The organism is Thermococcus sp. (assembly GCF_027063845.1).
Classification (GTDB): domain Archaea; phylum Methanobacteriota_B; class Thermococci; order Thermococcales; family Thermococcaceae; genus Thermococcus.
In genome coordinates this window covers 1-15,421 of record NZ_JAMOQU010000129.1, presented here as the reverse complement: position 1 = coordinate 15,421, position 15,421 = coordinate 1, and the positions used below count along the sequence as shown (strand labels likewise).

General features: G+C 50.6%; 15 protein-coding genes. 11 read left to right on the top strand and 4 right to left on the bottom strand.

What is annotated here, in order from left to right; genetic code table 11:
- Positions 1–50 precede the first annotated feature (50 nt).
- Complete coding sequence (locus MVO87_RS10835; protein ID WP_297553133.1) at positions 51–1,601, top strand: type I restriction-modification system subunit M; 1,551 nt, start codon at positions 51–53, stop codon at positions 1,599–1,601.
- Positions 1,602–1,609: 8 nt separating this feature from the next.
- On the opposite strand, the gene MVO87_RS10830 is transcribed toward MVO87_RS10835, so the two are convergent.
- Positions 1,610–1,921, bottom strand: coding sequence for a hypothetical protein (locus MVO87_RS10830; RefSeq protein ID WP_297513320.1), 312 nt, complete (start codon positions 1,919–1,921; stop codon positions 1,610–1,612).
- Positions 1,922–1,964: 43 nt separating this feature from the next.
- Here MVO87_RS10830 and MVO87_RS10825 point away from each other — a divergent pair, with 43 nt between their 5' ends.
- The 6 genes from MVO87_RS10825 to MVO87_RS10800 all read left to right on the top strand — a co-directional run bounded on the left by MVO87_RS10825 (position 1,965) and on the right by MVO87_RS10800 (position 9,358).
- Positions 1,965–2,669, top strand: a complete 705-nt coding sequence (locus MVO87_RS10825; protein WP_297513318.1) for a hypothetical protein — start codon at positions 1,965–1,967, stop codon at positions 2,667–2,669.
- A complete protein-coding gene (locus tag MVO87_RS10820; RefSeq protein ID WP_297513316.1) occupies positions 2,670–3,935 on the top strand; it encodes a restriction endonuclease subunit S in 1,266 nt (421 codons plus the stop codon).
- 305 nt (positions 3,936–4,240) lie between these two features.
- Positions 4,241–5,452 (top strand): hypothetical protein, encoded by a 1,212-nt coding sequence (locus MVO87_RS10815; RefSeq protein WP_297513314.1) that lies wholly within the window; start codon positions 4,241–4,243, stop codon positions 5,450–5,452.
- 79 nt (positions 5,453–5,531) lie between these two features.
- Entirely contained in the window at positions 5,532–8,483 is a 2,952-nt protein-coding gene (locus tag MVO87_RS10810) for a type I restriction endonuclease subunit R (RefSeq protein ID WP_297553131.1), read from the top strand.
- Positions 8,474–9,136, top strand: coding sequence for a M48 family metallopeptidase (locus MVO87_RS10805; RefSeq protein WP_297515860.1), 663 nt, complete (start codon positions 8,474–8,476; stop codon positions 9,134–9,136). Before MVO87_RS10810 ends, MVO87_RS10805 begins: the two co-directional genes overlap by 10 nt.
- Before the next feature lie 39 nt (positions 9,137–9,175).
- Positions 9,176–9,358: a hypothetical protein gene (locus MVO87_RS10800; protein WP_297515878.1), complete on the top strand. Its 183-nt coding sequence runs from the start codon at positions 9,176–9,178 to the stop codon at positions 9,356–9,358.
- 30 nt (positions 9,359–9,388) lie between these two features.
- On the opposite strand, the gene taw2 is transcribed toward MVO87_RS10800, so the two are convergent.
- Positions 9,389–10,234 (bottom strand): tRNA(Phe) (4-demethylwyosine(37)-C(7)) aminocarboxypropyltransferase Taw2, encoded by an 846-nt coding sequence (gene taw2 / locus MVO87_RS10795; RefSeq protein WP_297515863.1) that lies wholly within the window; start codon positions 10,232–10,234, stop codon positions 9,389–9,391.
- An 89-nt stretch (positions 10,235–10,323) separates the two neighbouring features.
- Between taw2 and MVO87_RS10790 the strand changes: the two genes are divergently transcribed.
- Positions 10,324–10,659 carry a hypothetical protein gene (locus tag MVO87_RS10790; RefSeq protein ID WP_297515875.1) on the top strand — a complete coding sequence of 112 codons (336 nt, stop codon included), beginning with the start codon at positions 10,324–10,326 and terminating at the stop codon, positions 10,657–10,659.
- Positions 10,660–10,778: 119 nt separating this feature from the next.
- Positions 10,779–11,444, top strand: coding sequence for a CRISPR-associated protein Cas4 (gene cas4 / locus MVO87_RS10785; protein ID WP_297515866.1), 666 nt, complete (start codon positions 10,779–10,781; stop codon positions 11,442–11,444).
- A 281-nt stretch (positions 11,445–11,725) separates the two neighbouring features.
- On the opposite strand, the gene MVO87_RS10775 is transcribed toward cas4, so the two are convergent.
- Entirely contained in the window at positions 11,726–11,905 is a 180-nt protein-coding gene (locus MVO87_RS10775; protein ID WP_050003726.1) for a hypothetical protein, read from the bottom strand.
- Positions 11,906–12,041: 136 nt separating this feature from the next.
- On the opposite strand from MVO87_RS10775, the gene MVO87_RS10770 reads away from it, so the two are divergent.
- Positions 12,042–13,343, top strand: a complete 1,302-nt coding sequence (locus MVO87_RS10770) for a 2,3-diphosphoglycerate synthetase (protein ID WP_297553129.1) — start codon at positions 12,042–12,044, stop codon at positions 13,341–13,343.
- Entirely contained in the window at positions 13,340–14,200 is an 861-nt protein-coding gene (locus MVO87_RS10765) for a 2-phosphoglycerate kinase (RefSeq protein WP_297513417.1), read from the top strand. The genes MVO87_RS10770 and MVO87_RS10765 overlap by 4 nt, the downstream gene beginning before the upstream one ends.
- Here MVO87_RS10765 and MVO87_RS10760 read toward each other — a convergent pair.
- A partial coding sequence (locus MVO87_RS10760; protein WP_297553127.1) for a metallophosphoesterase family protein occupies positions 14,172–15,421 on the bottom strand: 1,250 nt, incomplete at its 5' end. The two genes, MVO87_RS10765 and MVO87_RS10760, sit on opposite strands and share 29 nt — an antisense overlap.

The following is a 15,421-nucleotide window of genomic DNA, read 5'->3' as shown; positions in this document are numbered from 1 at the left end:
AGGAGTTAAATATAAGAATCCGACCGAGTACTTTGCCCTTGGTGTGAGTCATGGAGAAAAAGCTAACGGAGTTCATCGATTCATCGCCCAAAGAGAGTAAGACTCTAACCCGCGAGGAGCTTGAGAGGGTTCTCAAGAAGGCCGCGGATTTAATCAGGACGAGGGTCGATTACAAATACATCCTCCTCCTGCTTTTCCTGAAGAGGCTAAGCGACGAGTGGGAGAAGGAGTTCGAGGAGTACGTTAAGAAGCTCATGAAGGAGGGACTGGACAGAAAAACCGCCGAGGAACTCGCCCTCCAGGACAGAGAAGCGTACACCATTAACTACCCACCCGAATACCTCTGGAGGAAGCTCCGTGAGAAGGACATAGAGAACCTGCCTCAAAACCTCTCTCAGGCCCTCAAGAAGCTCGCCGAGCTGAACCCCAACCTCAGGGGAGTGGTTGACCGCTTTGACTTCATGGAGTTCATGCTCCACAGGGACAACGCCGAGATACTCAGACAGCTCTTCGAGCTCTTCAGCGGGCTCGACTTAAAGAACGCCTCGCCAGACGTTCTCGGCGATGCCTACGAGTGGATTCTAAGGTATTTTGCCCCGCAGAAGGCAAAGGAGGGGGAGGTTTACACTCCGAGGGAGGTCATCAGACTCCTCGTTGAAATCCTCAAGCCCGAGCCGGGCGAGGAGGTTTATGACCCTGCTATGGGCTCCGGGGGAATGCTGATAGGCGCTTACCTCTACGTCAAAGAGAAAAAAGGCGAGAGCGAGGCCAAAAAGCTCTTCCTCTACGGCCAGGAGGTGAACCCGACCACCTACGCTTTGGCCGAGATGAACATGATACTCCACGGCATTAAGTCGCCGAAGCTGGCAGTCGGCGATACACTCCTCAGGCCCGCCTTCAAGGAGGGAAACAAACTCAAGCGCTTCGATGTGGTCATAGCCAACCCGCCGTGGAACCAGGACGGCTACGGCGAGGAGACTCTAAAGAAGGCCGAGTTTGTCGAGCGCTTTAAGTACGGCTATCCGCCCAACAATTCAGCCGACTGGGCGTGGATACAGCACATGCTCGCGAGCGCCAAGGACGATGGAAGGGTCGGGATTGTAATAGACAACGGCGCGCTCTTCAGGGGCGGGGCTGAAAAGAAGATAAGGGCGAAGATACTCAAGGACGACCTGCTTGAGGCTGTCATTTTGCTTCCCGAAAAGCTGTTCTACAACACGGGCGCGCCCGGAGCCATAATGATATTCAACAGGAGCAAGCCCGCCGAGAGAAAGGGAAAAGTCCTCTTCATCAACGCGTCCCAAGAATACGAGAAGCACCCCGAGATTAGGAAGCTCAACCGCCTCGGAAAGGAGCACATCAGGAAAATCGTTGATGCATTTGAGAAGTTTGAAGATATTGATGGCTTTGCGCGCGTCGTTGAGCTGGACGAGATAAAGGAGAACGACTACAACCTCAACGTCACCCTCTACGTCTTCCCGATGGAGGAAGAGGAAGAGATTGACGTTAGGGCCGAGTGGGAGGAGCTGAGGAAGATTAACGAGGAGCTCGCGAAGGTTGATGAGAAGATTGAGGAGTATTTAAGGGAGCTGGGGTATTGAGGTGACAACTACATGACACAGTTTAAAGAAACCTTGTTCACAAATTTTGTTAAAATTCTATCATCTATTTCGTTTTTAACGGCAAATTTAGTCATTTTTTGGGTATTGCTGGAGTTTTCCAGTTTGAGGTATAAAGGTTTATTCCAAAAAACAGCATTTCTACTTGTTGGATTTATTCTTGCAGTTGTTTTTATTAGACCAAATTGGTTTTTAGCATTCTCTAAAAACTCAGAAAGCCAAAGTAAAGTTTCTAACCATAGCATCCTTAAATCGTTATTCTCTCTCAGGTGGAATGGTCCAAAAATTGCTATTCTAATCATACCCAGAACATGGTTTTTCACAACCCTAAACTACATGTTTCTGGTGCTTATAGTTTGGGTAGGCTATTTTTGGATAGCTACTTTGGTGGGACTAGTCCATTGGGATTCCAATAATCTCAGCATATTATTTGGGGTCCTGTCCACAATTGGAATACTATCGGGTCTGTTTCAGTTTTATTTTAGATATTACCGAGAGGAGGTTCTTGAGAAAATTTCAGACGCCGTGGGGGACTATCTTAAGCAATTTGTGGATGAAATATCCCCTAAAGCATTTTTAGAGTTTCTTGAAAATAAAAAACCTCACTTGTACAATAAAATAAGACAGAAGATGTCAGCTGAACTATTTGGACTTCTACCTCAATGGATTAGGACATACAGAGAATCAGGAAAAATCGTTAGGAATGTCATTGTTCCATATCTGCCCCAAGAGTACACTGTTATATGGGGCATTGAGAATATATTGGATGAAAACGAAAAGCAAGAATTAAGGAAGGTATATGAAGAGTTTTTTACACAGAAGATAGAACAAATAAAGAAAAAAATCAATGAGATGGATGTTAGTGACATTCGGGAAGTATTCATATTAAATCCATTCCTGGTTGATGATATCTGGATGATGATGACAAAGATCAAATACGAAATTCCTCCAACCAAAGAGAATCCTGCTACATTCAAAGATTACATGCTTAATTCTGTTGGAGAGATTTTGCTATATTTCACTAAGAAAGTTACAGGTGGGGTGGAATAAATGTACAAGCTCAGGAAGACTCCAATCGGCGATATTCCCAAGGATTGGGAGGTTGTGAGGCTTGGAGAAGTTGCCGAAATAAGGAGAGGTGCTTCTCCTCGCCCTAAAGGAGATCCAAGATATTTCGGCGGGGATATACCTTGGATTAAAATCTCTGATATCTCAAAGTACAAGAAGGGATTATATTTGCTAAAAACAGACGATACCGTTACTGAAGAGGGTAAAAAGAAAAGTGTATACTGCCCTGATGGCACATTAATCGTTTCAAACAGTGGCACTATCGGAGAGCCTGCAATTATACGAACTGGAAAAGGTGGCTGTATTCATGACGGTTTCATATTAGTAAATCCAGTTAGCAAAGCTGATAAAATTTTCCTATATTACTTTTTTGAGGCAAAGAAGGAAGAATTACATGCAAAAGCCCAAAAAGGAACCCAAGGAAACATGAATACAAAATTATGGAAGATGACAACGCTTCCCCTCCCGCCCCTCCCCGAGCAGAAGAAAATCGCCGAGATACTGAGGACGGTTGATGACGCAATCGAGAAGACCGATGAGGCCATCGAGCGGACGGAGCGCCTGAAGAAGGGCCTCATGCAGAGGCTTTTAACAAAGGGCATCGAGCACGAGCGGTTCAAGAAGACCGAGCTGGGCGAGATTCCTGAGGAGTGGGAGGTTGTTAAAGTTGAGGACATTATCACAGAAGCAAAGCCAGGTTTTGCGAGTGGAAAACGTGATGAAAATGGCATAATCCAGCTTAGAATGAACAACATAACCACAGATGGACGAGTTGTACTTGACCAGTATCTGAAAGTTCCGATACCCAAGAACATTAACGATTATCTTCTAAGACCTGGGGATGTGCTGTTTAACAACACTAACAGTGTCGATTTACTGGGTAAGAGTGCTGTCTTTAGAGGAGAGTGTGAGTTTTGTACATACAGCAATCACATAACTCGTCTCCGTGTTAAAAATGACGTCACGATACCTGAATGGCTTGTCTACAACTTCATCAGGCTTTGGCAGATGCAGTATTTCAAGCAAATCGCCATAAGACATGTGGGTCAGGCAGGAATAAGGAAATTTGACCTTCTAAACATAAAACTCCCCCTCCCACCCCTTGAGGAACAAAAACAAATCGCCGAAATCCTCTCAACCGTTGACAAAAAGCTCGAACTCCTAAGGCAGAGAAGGGAGAAGCTCGAACGCGTTAAGCGCGGGCTGATGAAGGATTTGCTGACAGGAAGAAGGAGGGTAAAGGTTTAGGCATCGAGAAGTAAATTATATAAACTCGCAGAAATTATATTTATTTGCTATCATATGCGGTGGTGGCGGCTCTCCTACTTATCACAGCAACAGCAGTAGCCCCTTATGCAGTGCTACCAGGACTTGCAGTTATGGTGGTAGAAATGGTGATTTCATTTGCCATCAAGGGGGAGCGACTTCCCCTCTGGGCTCGGGGGCAATCGGGGAAGTCGCCATAGCGTAGGAGGGCCTCTCGCGTAAATCCGCAGTCCCAGAGGACTAAGGGGGTTCGCTCCCCCGCCTCCGCCCACATGGTTATTACATTGGTGGAGATTATGGTAGATTGGAACGACTGGATTGTTAAAGTCCTAGAATATTTGGCCCGGATATCAAAAGGAAATGTCCGCTCTCTTTTAATAACATTAGATATACTTGCTTTAATCGTGGGTAGTAGTTTTGCATGGTTTGGATTAGCGTCTATTAGAACCATGCTCTTGTTTGTGTTATTAATTATAGGATACTCTGCATATGTGTTTTGGATAGAGAAAACAATGTCACGGGAGAGATATGAACTGAAAAACGAAGAACTTAAAATTGAAAAGCAGGTGGCTGAATTTGTCAAAACTAAATTCTCGGATAGGATCCGGAGATTCTTTGAGGTTCTAGAACGACATGGTGTTAAAACCTTAAAGGAAATTGAGACAGAGATACTTTCCCAAATTACCAGAGCGGTAATAGTCATGGAATCTGGTGAGGGCATATTATCAAGACAACATGCTGAGACATATAAAAAGAATGTCAGTCAAATATTAGCAAACTACATAAAAACTAGACATAATCTTGATGACGTTCCAACATCATTCTTCAAGGTATTCGTTGACTTGAAAATTCGCTCTCAACTCCAAAAGGTGTATCGGGTTGATATTAAGGGAGTGTCATCTTTTGTTGTATTAGTGGATAAGAATATGGACATCATAACCTTCGGAGAGAAGATAATACATGAATACAAGGATTTTGTGAAAGAGCAAATTAACGAATTCCAAAATAGCAGGGAGTACAAGCAATTAGAAGTCAATGAGAAACAATACATCGAGCAATGGATAAATTCATTCAATCCTCCTTATCATCCGAAAATAATAATCTCCGTCCCATACCAGAGTGATCTGATGAATTTTCCCCAAATTTTCCCAGAAGATGAAAGAGAGAGGTTTGAAGGAGAAATAAGAGACCTTCTTCATCAAAAATTAGAAGTATCCCCAGTTAGGATATCCTACTTATTCGAAGCATCTGGATTTGAGACTCTCCCACAGCTATTAAAAGAAATCGAGAAAAAAGACAATTGTATCAAACAAAAAATAAGTGGAACATCTAGATTATTTCTCAAAGATCTCCTAGCCAGAGCGGATCCATACAACGATTTAATGACATCTTTAAAACAGTGTGTTCCTTCAGGCGTATACAATGAGATCGTTAAATATCAATCCCACTTAGATCGCTTACAGGGGTTAATACACGATCTAAAAGAATTACTTGCATGAATATTTAAAAACATGTTTATCCATAAACATTCAAGCTCTCTAGTGCTCGCTTTGTTTACAAATAAACAGGTGTCTCCCCATGACCGCTAAAACCCCCGAATACCTCCAGTGCGAGAAGCCCCTCATCGAGAGGCTCAGGGCCAAAGGCTGGACTTACAGGCGGGGAATCGAAGTTCTCGAAGACGAAAAAGAGCCCCTCCTGCTCTCAAGGCTAAAGTGCGCGATAGTGAGGATAAACGGGGTTGGCGAGAACGAAGCGGAGGAAGCAATCAACCTCCTTAAGGCCGCTCCCTTCGGCGTTGAAGGGTCGAGAAGGGTTCTCGACTACCTAAAGAACGGCGTCCCCGTAAAGGACGAAGAAACCTCTCAACCGAAGAGGTTGATGCTCATCGATTACGAAAATCTCGAAAACAACGAGTTCCTCGTCGCCAATCAGGTCGGCTATCCGTTTAAGACCAAGATACCTGACATAATCCTCTACGTCAACGGCATTCCCCTCGTTATAATCGAGTGCAAAAAGCTCGACGTGAGCTGGAAAAAGGCCTACGGGCAGATTAAGGAATATGAAAAGGAAATGCCCGAGCTCTTCAAGTACGTACAGGTTGGCGTCGCGGTCGGGAATAAAGCCGTTTATTTCCCCACAGTGCCGTGGCAGAGCAGTGTCCAGGTATACGAATGGAAATGGGGCAACTTCGACCCCCTGGATGACCTCGTCGAACTTCTAAAGCCCGAGACCCTCCTCGACGTCCTCAGGTACTTCACCTTCTACCGCGAGAGTGGTGGGGCCTTCGCGAAGGTTCTGCCGAGGTATATGCAGTACAGAGCAGTCAGGGAGATAGTAAACATCGCCGTCGGCTACGCTAAGGGAGAAACCGAGAGGAACAGGGGCTTAATCTGGCACTGGCAGGGGAGCGGGAAGACGCTGACGATGATATTCTCCGCCTACAAAATCAAACGCCTGCTCGGCAACCCCACGATTTTCTTCGTCGTTGACAGGAGGGAACTTGAGAGACAGCTGAGCGACGAGCTCAAGGCTGTTGGGCTGAGTTTCGAGGTGATAGACTCAATCGAGAAGCTCAAGAACGTCCTAACCCACGCCGACGGGAAGAGAGGAACGTTCATCACGCTCATCCACAAGTTCCGCCCGGAGGAGCTCGAGGACGTTCTCAGGGAACTCAAAAGGAAGAGCCGCAGGCAGAGAACGATAATGAACCGCAGAGACGTCGTTGTCCTCATAGACGAGGGGCACAGAACCCAGTACGGCGAGCTCGCTTCGACTATGCGCTCGATACTGAGGAATGCGTCGTTTTTCGCCTTTACTGGAACACCGATAGCTAAGAAGGGGCGCGACACCTACGCAACCTTCGGCTATAAGGACAGGCCGTACCTCGACAGGTACTTCATAACGCAGTCCATAGAGGACGGCTTTACCGTGAAGATAGCCTACCAGCCGAGGCTTGAGGAGGACGTTCACTTAAAGAGGGAGCTCCTTGAGGCGTTTCTCTCATCGAAGCTGGAAGAGATTCCCGAAGAGTACCGCGGAAAGATCGAGGAGAAGCTGAAGAGGAGGCTCAACGCGATAAAGGTGTTCCTTAAGAACCCGCGGAGAATCGAGATGATAGCCGAGGACATAGCAAAGCACTACAAGGAGAGCGTGGAGCCGTTTAAGGCCATGGTTGTGGCCGTTGACAGGGAGGCCTGCGTATTATACAAACGCGCCCTCGACAAGTATCTACCGAAGGACTACACCGAGGTCGTGATGACGTTCAGCAGGGATGATAGTGACATCATCAAGGAGTATCGGAGAGAACTCGAAGAGCGCTTTCCCGGGAAGGACATGGCCGAAATCCGCGAAAGGATTCGTGAGGATTTCAGGAACAAGGAAATCCCAAAGATACTGATAGTTACTGATATGCTCCTCACGGGCTTTGACGCGCCAGTCCTCCAGACCATGTATCTGGACAAGCCCCTCAAGGAGCACAGGCTTCTTCAGGCGATAGCGAGGACTAACAGACCGTTCTTCAGGAACGGTGAGAACATCAAGCCTTTCGGCCTTGTTATTGATTACGTAGGTATATTCAAGGAGTTGAAGAGAGCGTTGGAAATCTACGATGAGGTTGACATTAAGGGTGCCACCTACAACATCCAGGAAATACGCCAGGAGCTCAGGGAGAAGGTTTCAAAGGCCATGGGCTACTTCGAGGGCATCGAGCCGAAGAGAGACAGGAGCACGGTAATGAAAGCCGTCGAGACACTGTTCAGGAACAAAAAGGGCGAGGAGTTCCAGAGGTTGTATCGAGAAATAAGGCACCATTACAAGCTCCTTCGCGAAGGCAGGGAGGAGTTCAGGGAAACCTTCAAATGGCTCACCGAGGTCTACTACGCGTATTTATCAAAGGTTGAGGGCATACCTCCTGAAATGGAGCTCAAAGCGGACGAATTCCTCAACGAGGCCCTGAGGTTCATACATGAGACCGTGGACATAGAAGGGATAAGAAGGGACTTTCCAATAATTGAGCTCGATGAGGAGTTTCTCAGAAAGGTAATGAGAGAGAAAGACAGGAGAAAAGCCTTCACTAACCTTCTGTTCTCGGTCAGACACTACGTAAACACCCACAAAGGGCCATTAACGGAAGATTTGGTTGAGCAGATTGAAAGGATAATCAAAGCCTGGAGGCAAAAGAGGGAGGAAATCGAAAAGCTCTACGGGGAACTTTTGGAAATAGCAGAGGAGATAGAAAAGCGCTCCAAGGAGCAGAGAAAACTCGGCCTGAGCGAGCTTGAATACGCACTCCTGATGATTCTTAAAAAGCACGTTAAAGCAGATACACATGAGCTAATCGAAGGCATCACAAGGCTACTCCGCGAAACCGAAGGCCTTAGATTCCCGCGTTGGACAGAAAAGGCAGAAGTTGTAAGCGAAGTCTCAAAGAAGGTTATGCTATTCCTCGTGAGGAAGTATAAGGGAAGGTGTGACGACATCATCAAGACGCGCAACGAGCTCTTAGAGGTGCTCAAAAGGTGGGGATAGAATACACGGTAGTTCGGCGAAACGTCAAGTACCCACGCATCGAGATTAATCCGAGTGGAGGGGTAAGGGTTGTAGCTCCCCCGGGGATGGACGTTAAAAAGTTGATGAACAAAAAGCGTGAATGGATAGAGAAAAAGCTCAAGGAAATCGAAGAAGCCAAGCGGAAGTTCCTACCCTGTTCAAACAGGCTTTTGCTCAACGGTGAGTTCTACGAAATCGTAGACTCGGAGGAGTTCTCGGTCAATCCAAAGTTTCGGGTCGTGCTTTTACCAAACGGCGGCTTGAGACTCCTAAAAGGCTGGCTAAAAGAACAGCTGAGAGAGGAGCTGGAATTCAAGGTTAGACTCTTCTCATCGGTCTTCGGGGTAAAGTACAGAAAGATCTACATTCGCTTCCAGAAGACCAAGTGGGCAAGCTGTTCGGAGAAAGGAAACCTGAGCTTTAATCTGATGCTCATGGCACTCCCCGAGGAACTCAGGGACTACGTTATAGTCCATGAGGTGGCCCACCTCAAGTCTCAGAGGCATTCCCGCGCGTTCTGGGAACTCGTGAGGGAGTATTATCCTGATTATGAACGCGCTCATAGGGACCTCAGAAGATACTGGCTCGCGCTACAATACAACCAAATCTGGAAACGATTGAGAGAAGTCTGATGCATTAACCTTTTATCCCCTCCCTTCTTATTCTCCCTGGTGAGCAAAATGGACGAAAAGCTCAAAGCCTGCAAGAACTGTCGCTGGTTCGGGCCGATTGACTCCTACTTCCTGACCTACGGGATGTGCAGGAAGCACATGAAGACCGTCCACATGAACTTCGTCTGCGACGACTGGGAGCCGTTATGGGGGACGCAGGAAGAACAGGGAGGAAAAGAGTAGTATAACCGTGGTTATACTAATGGGAATTATTCACCGCTTAAACACCCTAACGTCAACGACCACGTGCCAGACGCCGGGGGCGTAGCGCTTGATAATCAGCTCGTTAAGCTTCTCGGCTTCGTAGCCATAGTCTCTCGCTATCCTCCTGAAGGTCGCAAAGGGCTCATCGGGCATCAACCTCTCGGGAACGGTGTTGTGGTAATGGATAATCGCCTCGTCCTTCGCTATGCTTAAGGCCTTCGGTATGAACTCGGCAGTCTTCACGACGTAGCCCATCAAAACCCTGTCGGCTATGTTTTCAGCGGGAAAGTTGCGGTTGTCGATGTTGTAGGGCGTCATCAGGTCCTGGACGTTGTTCAGCCAGATGCTCTCGACCAGGAAGCGGAAGGTGTAGGGGTCCTTCTCAATCGCTATGACCCTCGCCCCCTTGTGGACGGCCATAGGAAGGCTTAGATGGCCTATTCCCGCGAACATGTCAACGACCAGCTCGCCCGGTCTCGCCACCTCCGCCATTCTGACGCGCTCCTTGACGTTGGCCGGCGAGAACATGACCTTCGCCACGTCGAGCTTGTATTTGACGCCGTTCTCAACGTGAACGGTAACGGTGTCCCCGCCGTAGAGAACCTCGTAGTCCGGCTTCCTGGTTTCGCCGTGTATGTGGCCCTTCCTGAGGACGGTTTTAACGCCTAAAACTTCCGCGTAAACCTCGGCTATCCTGTGTTTGTAGGGCTCAAGCTCCGGCCGGAGGGGCAGAATCAGGACGTCGCCAATCTGGACCCAGTGCTTGGGGAGCAAATTAACCAGTCCTGCCGGAAGCTCCTTCGAGAGTATCTCCCGTATGCGGGGTTTTATGACCTGGGTTCTCCTTGCGCGCATTTTCGTCCCTTCGTCAAAAAGCGATAGGAAAGCCTTAAAAACTTAAAGGACGGATTTAAGGTGAGAACCATCGGAGGTCGATGAACGATATGGAGGACGAGCCCCCGAATAGTGGGCTGTTTTCAAGGCTGTTTGGCCGTAAAGAGGAGGCACTTCTTGAGCAGAGGCTGAGCGAAGAGGCGTATGAGGACTACCGCAGGCTTCTCATGCGCGCCAGGCCCGAGGTGGACGGCTCGAAGCTGACGGTTCGCCTCGCGGACGGGGTTGTTGAGCTCGACAAGGGCGTCCTGAGGGTTAAGGCCCGGGACAAGAGGTCGGCCGAGAAGATTTTGAGGAACCTTCACCACTACGAGCAACCCCCGAGCATCTGGCCGGCCTACGGGCTCAGCTACTCGATTAAGAGGAAGAGGCGCATGGTTCTCTAACCAACGGAAGCTTTAAATTCTTCCCTTCTACCTTCCTTCGCGGATGACGACCCTTGCCCAGTCTGAACTGTGATGACGTCGGTATTAGCTGACGCAGGGGCGGGGAGGTTCGCGGGCCGATGAACCGCCCACCGGAGGGAAGAGAAGTGGGGAACAACGGAAGTGCTGAAAACGACGGGCTGATAGAGTTCTACGCGAGCGAAGCCCTGACCTGTCCGAGGAGGATATACTTCCGCCTGAAGGGCTACCCCCCAAGGTGGCCCGAGAACGTCAAGGTTAGGCTCAATCAGGGCGTTAAAACCCACGAGGTCCTCGGGCAGATTCTTAGCAAACGTTTCGGCTTCGAGCTGGAGAGGCACCTCGTCCTGCGCTCAAGGAAGCTCGGTTTCGAGATTCATGGCAGGATAGATGCGTTTCGCGAGTTTCCAATCGAGATTAAGGGGAAGACGAGCCTGCCGAAGGTGCCCTACGACTACCACCTGGCCCAGCTCAACGTCTACCTGCGGTGGGCCGAGGCGGAATACGGATACCTATACTATATCAAACTCCACGACGAGCCGACGAAGATAATCGGCAAGCTCGACATGTCGAACTTTCCGGTGATAAAGGGCCCGAACTTCAGGGCCTTTGAGGTTCCCTACGACGGTAAGCTCTTCAAAGAAACCCTAAGGCACTTCTATTCGGTCAAAAAGGCCTATGAGAAGGGGAAACCGCCAGAGGGCTGGAGAAGCTACGCCTGTAAGTTCTGCCCCTACCGCTACCTGTGCTATCCCGGAGAAGAGTGAATTTTGTGGGTGGTAATCACAAATTTCTGGCCAATCTTTGAGGTTTGTGACCGCAAAGCTACACCCCCATCACAACCCACCTGAGCCCGTTATCGACCACCGCCTCAACGAGCCCGCGGTTGTAGAGTTCAGCTATGAGGACCCGACGGGGCACGAGGTTCAGGGCAAGCTTTTGAGGCTTTTGAGGCAAGGATGAACGGAATCTCCAGGTTCCTTCAATGCTATGATACCAGAAACCAAGAACCAATCAATAAAAGGCTTTGGAAGGAAAGAAAAGGGCATCAAACGTGCCTGGCGTAGAGGGTCTTCCTGCCCTCGGCCTTGGCCCTCTTGACGGCCTTCTCGACGAGAACCTTGAGCTCCTCCTCAAGGGCGTCGTAGAACTCTGGGCTGACCCTCATCTCGGGGTCGAGGTTCTTAACGAGCTCCTTAACCTTGGACTTAACAAGCATCTCAGCCATTTTACACACCTCCTTACTTGGCCTTTGAGGCCGTCCTTAGTTCATCGTTCCCATTTATAACTTTTCTCCTCCGAGAGTGCTTGGAAAAACGGAAAAGGTTAAATTAACCCGAGGTAATCGAGTATGAGGTGAAGAGATGAGAAGGCTCGCCCTAATCGACGGCGAGCACTATCCACCCGTAACGCGGTGGGCACTGGAGAGACTTGGAAATGTGTGCTGTGGGGTCTTCCTCGGGGGTAGTGAGAAGATAGGCTCGCCCGAGAAGCTCGCGGAAGAGCTTGGGGTAAGGCTTTACGTTGACGATGACCCGATGAAAGCCCTTGAACTGGCGCTTTTGGAGAACGATGTTGACGAGGTCGTTGACCTGAGCGACGAGCCAGTCGTTGATTACAGCGCAAGGTTTCGGATAGCGTCCATCTGCCTGCGCAATGGAGTTGCATACAGAGGGGCCGACTTCGAGTTCAGGCCCGGGGAACTCACAAGGCCGAAGAAGCCGACCCTAAGCGTCCTCGGCCTCGGAAAGCGCGTCGGAAAGACGACAGTAGGCGGTTTCGTCGCGAGGGTTCTGAAGGAGAGGTACCGTCCCGTCGTTGTTACGATGGGCAGGGGCGGGCCGGAAAGGCCCGAGCTGATAGACGGCGAGAGGGAAGAGCTGACCCCAGAGAACCTCCTAAAACTCGCGGAGATGGGCAAGCACGCCGCATCGGACCACTACGAGGATGCTCTCGTCGCAGGAGTGACGACCATCGGATGCCGGCGCTGTGGGGGCGGAATGGCAGGCTTTCCGTTCTTTCACGTCGTCCACGAGGGAATAAAGCTCGCGGAGAAACTCCCTCACGACCTCATAGTGGCCGAAGGAAGCGGGGCAACAATTCCACCTGTTTTGGCGGACGGCTACATCACCGTCCTCAGCGCCCTCCAGCCGAGGGAAACCGTTGAGGGCTTCTTCGGGCCCTTCAGGATTGGTCTGGCGGATATAGCGGTAATCACAATGGCGGACGTTGAGCCCCGGAAGGCCAAGGAGTTCAGGGATTTCGTGAGGGGGGTTAACCCTAACGCTGATGTCCACTTAGTTCGGTTCGTGCCAAAACCGCTCGGAGAGGTTTCAGGAAAGAGGGTTGCGCTCTTCACAACATCGTGGAAGGCAATTGAAAGGGCCGTTGGGGACATCGAGAGCCTCGGTGCCGAGATTGTCTTCGCCAGTGGAAACCTCTCAAAGAGGCCCGCACTCGGGAGGGACCTCGCGGAACTCGGGAGAAAAGCGGGGGTTGAGACAGTCCTCGTTGAACTGAAGGCGGCCGCCGTTGACGTCGTGACGAGGTGGGCCCTTGAGAGGGGCATCGAGGTAATCTACCTCGCCAACGAACCTGTTAACGTGGACGGTAAGGACTTAAAGAAGGCCGTTCTGGAGCTCGCGAAGAGGGTGGTGGGGAGATGATAATCGTCACGGACCCCGAGAGGAGGGTTCAACTGCCGTTTTCGCGCGGAATCCTCACACGCTCTATAACCCTGGCTGGAGTTGATGTTGGCATAGCTTACATAATTGCGAGCGAGGTTCAGAGGGAGCTCGTGGAGAAGAGGAAGCGCGTCGTGAGCACGGACGAGATAAGGGAGCTCACCTACCGGAAGCTCATCGAGCACGGGCTCAAAAAGGAGGCTGAGCGCTACCTCTTCTGGCGCGAGTTCAGAAGGAAAAAGGTTCCGCTCGTCGTCCTCCTCGGGGGCGTTACCGGCGTCGGAAAGTCCACGATAGCGACGGAATTGGCTTTCAGGCTCTCGATAAGGACGATAATCGGCACCGACACCGTTCGAGAGGTCATGAGGAAGATAATCGCGCGGGAACTGCTCCCAGATTTGCACGCTTCATCGTTTTTAGCATGGCGCGAGCTCAAGGGGGCGAGCAGTCTGATTGAGGGCTTCGAGAGCCAGGTTAGACACGTTTCTGTGGGCGTTAAGGCCGTCCTCGACAGGGTTCAGCGCGAAGGCTTCAACGCTATAATCGAGGGCATTCACCTCGTCCCGGGCTTCATCGAGACCAACGAGAACACCTTCATGTATATCCTTACGGTGAGCGACAGGAAGGCTTTGGAGGCCCACTTCTACGAGCGCTCGCGCTACAGCAAGAGGCCGGCCGAGTACTACATCGAGCACCTCGACGAGATTCTCTGGCTTCAGGAGTACATAGTCAGAAAGGCCAGGGAGCACGGGGTAAGGGTCATAGAGAACGTCGAGCTCGAAAAAACCGTGAACGAAATAATGGAGGACCTCATGGAGCGCCTCCGCGAGAGCCTTTGAGCTTCCACACCCCGAGGAGCCTCCTGCTCCCCCACGTCGCCTGGACCTCGAAGGCTATCACCATGCACGGGTAGACGTCTATAACGTTGAAGCTGTTTCCAAATGGGTTCCTGTGGAGCTCCCAGCTGACCGAGCCGGCGTTTATGACGATTGTGTTCTCGACCCTGACGGCGAAGGCGTTGCCTCCGTGCCCGGTCAGGACGAGTTCAACTCCCTTTCCGGTCAGGAGCTTCAGCACGTCGCCCGCGTCCTCAAGGAACCCGCGCTCCCTGCTCCTTGGTATTGGAACGACGTTGTGGTGCATGAAGACAACCCTGAAGTTCTCGGCGCCCTCCAGTTCCTCCGCCAGCTTTCTCTGGCCGAACCTTCCCACGACGCCTATCTCTGTCTCGTACTGCGGCGTTGAGACGGGGATGAAAGTGAACCCGTCGAAGGAAAACGTCTCCGGTTCGCCGAAGTACTCGGGGAAGAGCTCGTAGCCGAGGTAGGTCATGTCGCTGTGGCCGGGGACGACGAGCTTTGGCCTCTCAATCCTATCCCAGAACTCCCTGGCCCTCTCAAAGTTCCGTTCGATACCCATGTCAACGATGTCCCCGTTGTGGACGACGATGTCGGGCTTCAGCTTCTCGTTTATCAGGTTCACCACGTTCTCGAGCACCTTCCTCCTGAAGTAAACCCTGTCTGAGACCTTGCTCTCGCTGAGCTGGACTATCCTGAGGAGCCTTCTTCCCCTGGGGACGAAGAGCTTTGGCCTAACGGGCCTGTGCTCCGCTTTAACTTCCTCGCCGGTGACGCGCCGTATCGTGACTTCGACTCTACCATCGTCGCGTATCGTAACGATGTTGTAGCTGTTGACGTCACCGCGCCTCGTCTTCCGGCAGGAGGTACATCCGGCGTTGTCCACGACGAGGTCTTCGACGCGGTAGACGTTGGGGACGTGCTTGTGACCGCAGAGGTAGAGCGTGACATCGTTCCTGAGAAGCAAATCGAGGACGTCTCCAGCGTTGAAAAGGACGTTTCTCTCCCTGCCAGTGTTCGGGAGTGGGACGAGGTGGTGATGCGCGGCGACTATCTTGATTCTCCTGTCGGAGTACTCCTCAAGCTTCTTTTTCAGCCAGCGGAACTTGTGCTTCCCGATTCTGCCGTCGCTTAAATCTGGAATCGTCGAGTCCACCCAGATTAGGACTCCGTCCTTGAACTCGTAGACGCCGTTGAGCGGGC

Bases quoted from the DNA above. Each gene is read 5' to 3' on its own strand.
- MVO87_RS10835 (WP_297553133.1), top strand. From the start codon at position 51: ATGGAGAAAAAGCTAACGGAGTTCATCGATTCATCGCCCAAAGAGAGT.
- MVO87_RS10830 (WP_297513320.1), bottom strand. From the start codon at position 1,921: ATGATTAGAATAGCAATTTTTGGACCATTCCACCTGAGAGAGAATAAC.
- MVO87_RS10820 (WP_297513316.1), top strand. From the start codon at position 2,670: ATGTACAAGCTCAGGAAGACTCCAATCGGCGATATTCCCAAGGATTGG.
- MVO87_RS10810 (WP_297553131.1), top strand. From the start codon at position 5,532: ATGACCGCTAAAACCCCCGAATACCTCCAGTGCGAGAAGCCCCTCATC.
- taw2 (WP_297515863.1), bottom strand. From the start codon at position 10,234: ATGCGCGCAAGGAGAACCCAGGTCATAAAACCCCGCATACGGGAGATA.
- MVO87_RS10790 (WP_297515875.1), top strand. From the start codon at position 10,324: ATGGAGGACGAGCCCCCGAATAGTGGGCTGTTTTCAAGGCTGTTTGGC.
- cas4 (WP_297515866.1), top strand. From the start codon at position 10,779: ATGAACCGCCCACCGGAGGGAAGAGAAGTGGGGAACAACGGAAGTGCT.
- MVO87_RS10775 (WP_050003726.1), bottom strand. From the start codon at position 11,905: ATGGCTGAGATGCTTGTTAAGTCCAAGGTTAAGGAGCTCGTTAAGAAC.
- MVO87_RS10770 (WP_297553129.1), top strand. From the start codon at position 12,042: ATGAGAAGGCTCGCCCTAATCGACGGCGAGCACTATCCACCCGTAACG.
- MVO87_RS10765 (WP_297513417.1), top strand. From the start codon at position 13,340: ATGATAATCGTCACGGACCCCGAGAGGAGGGTTCAACTGCCGTTTTCG.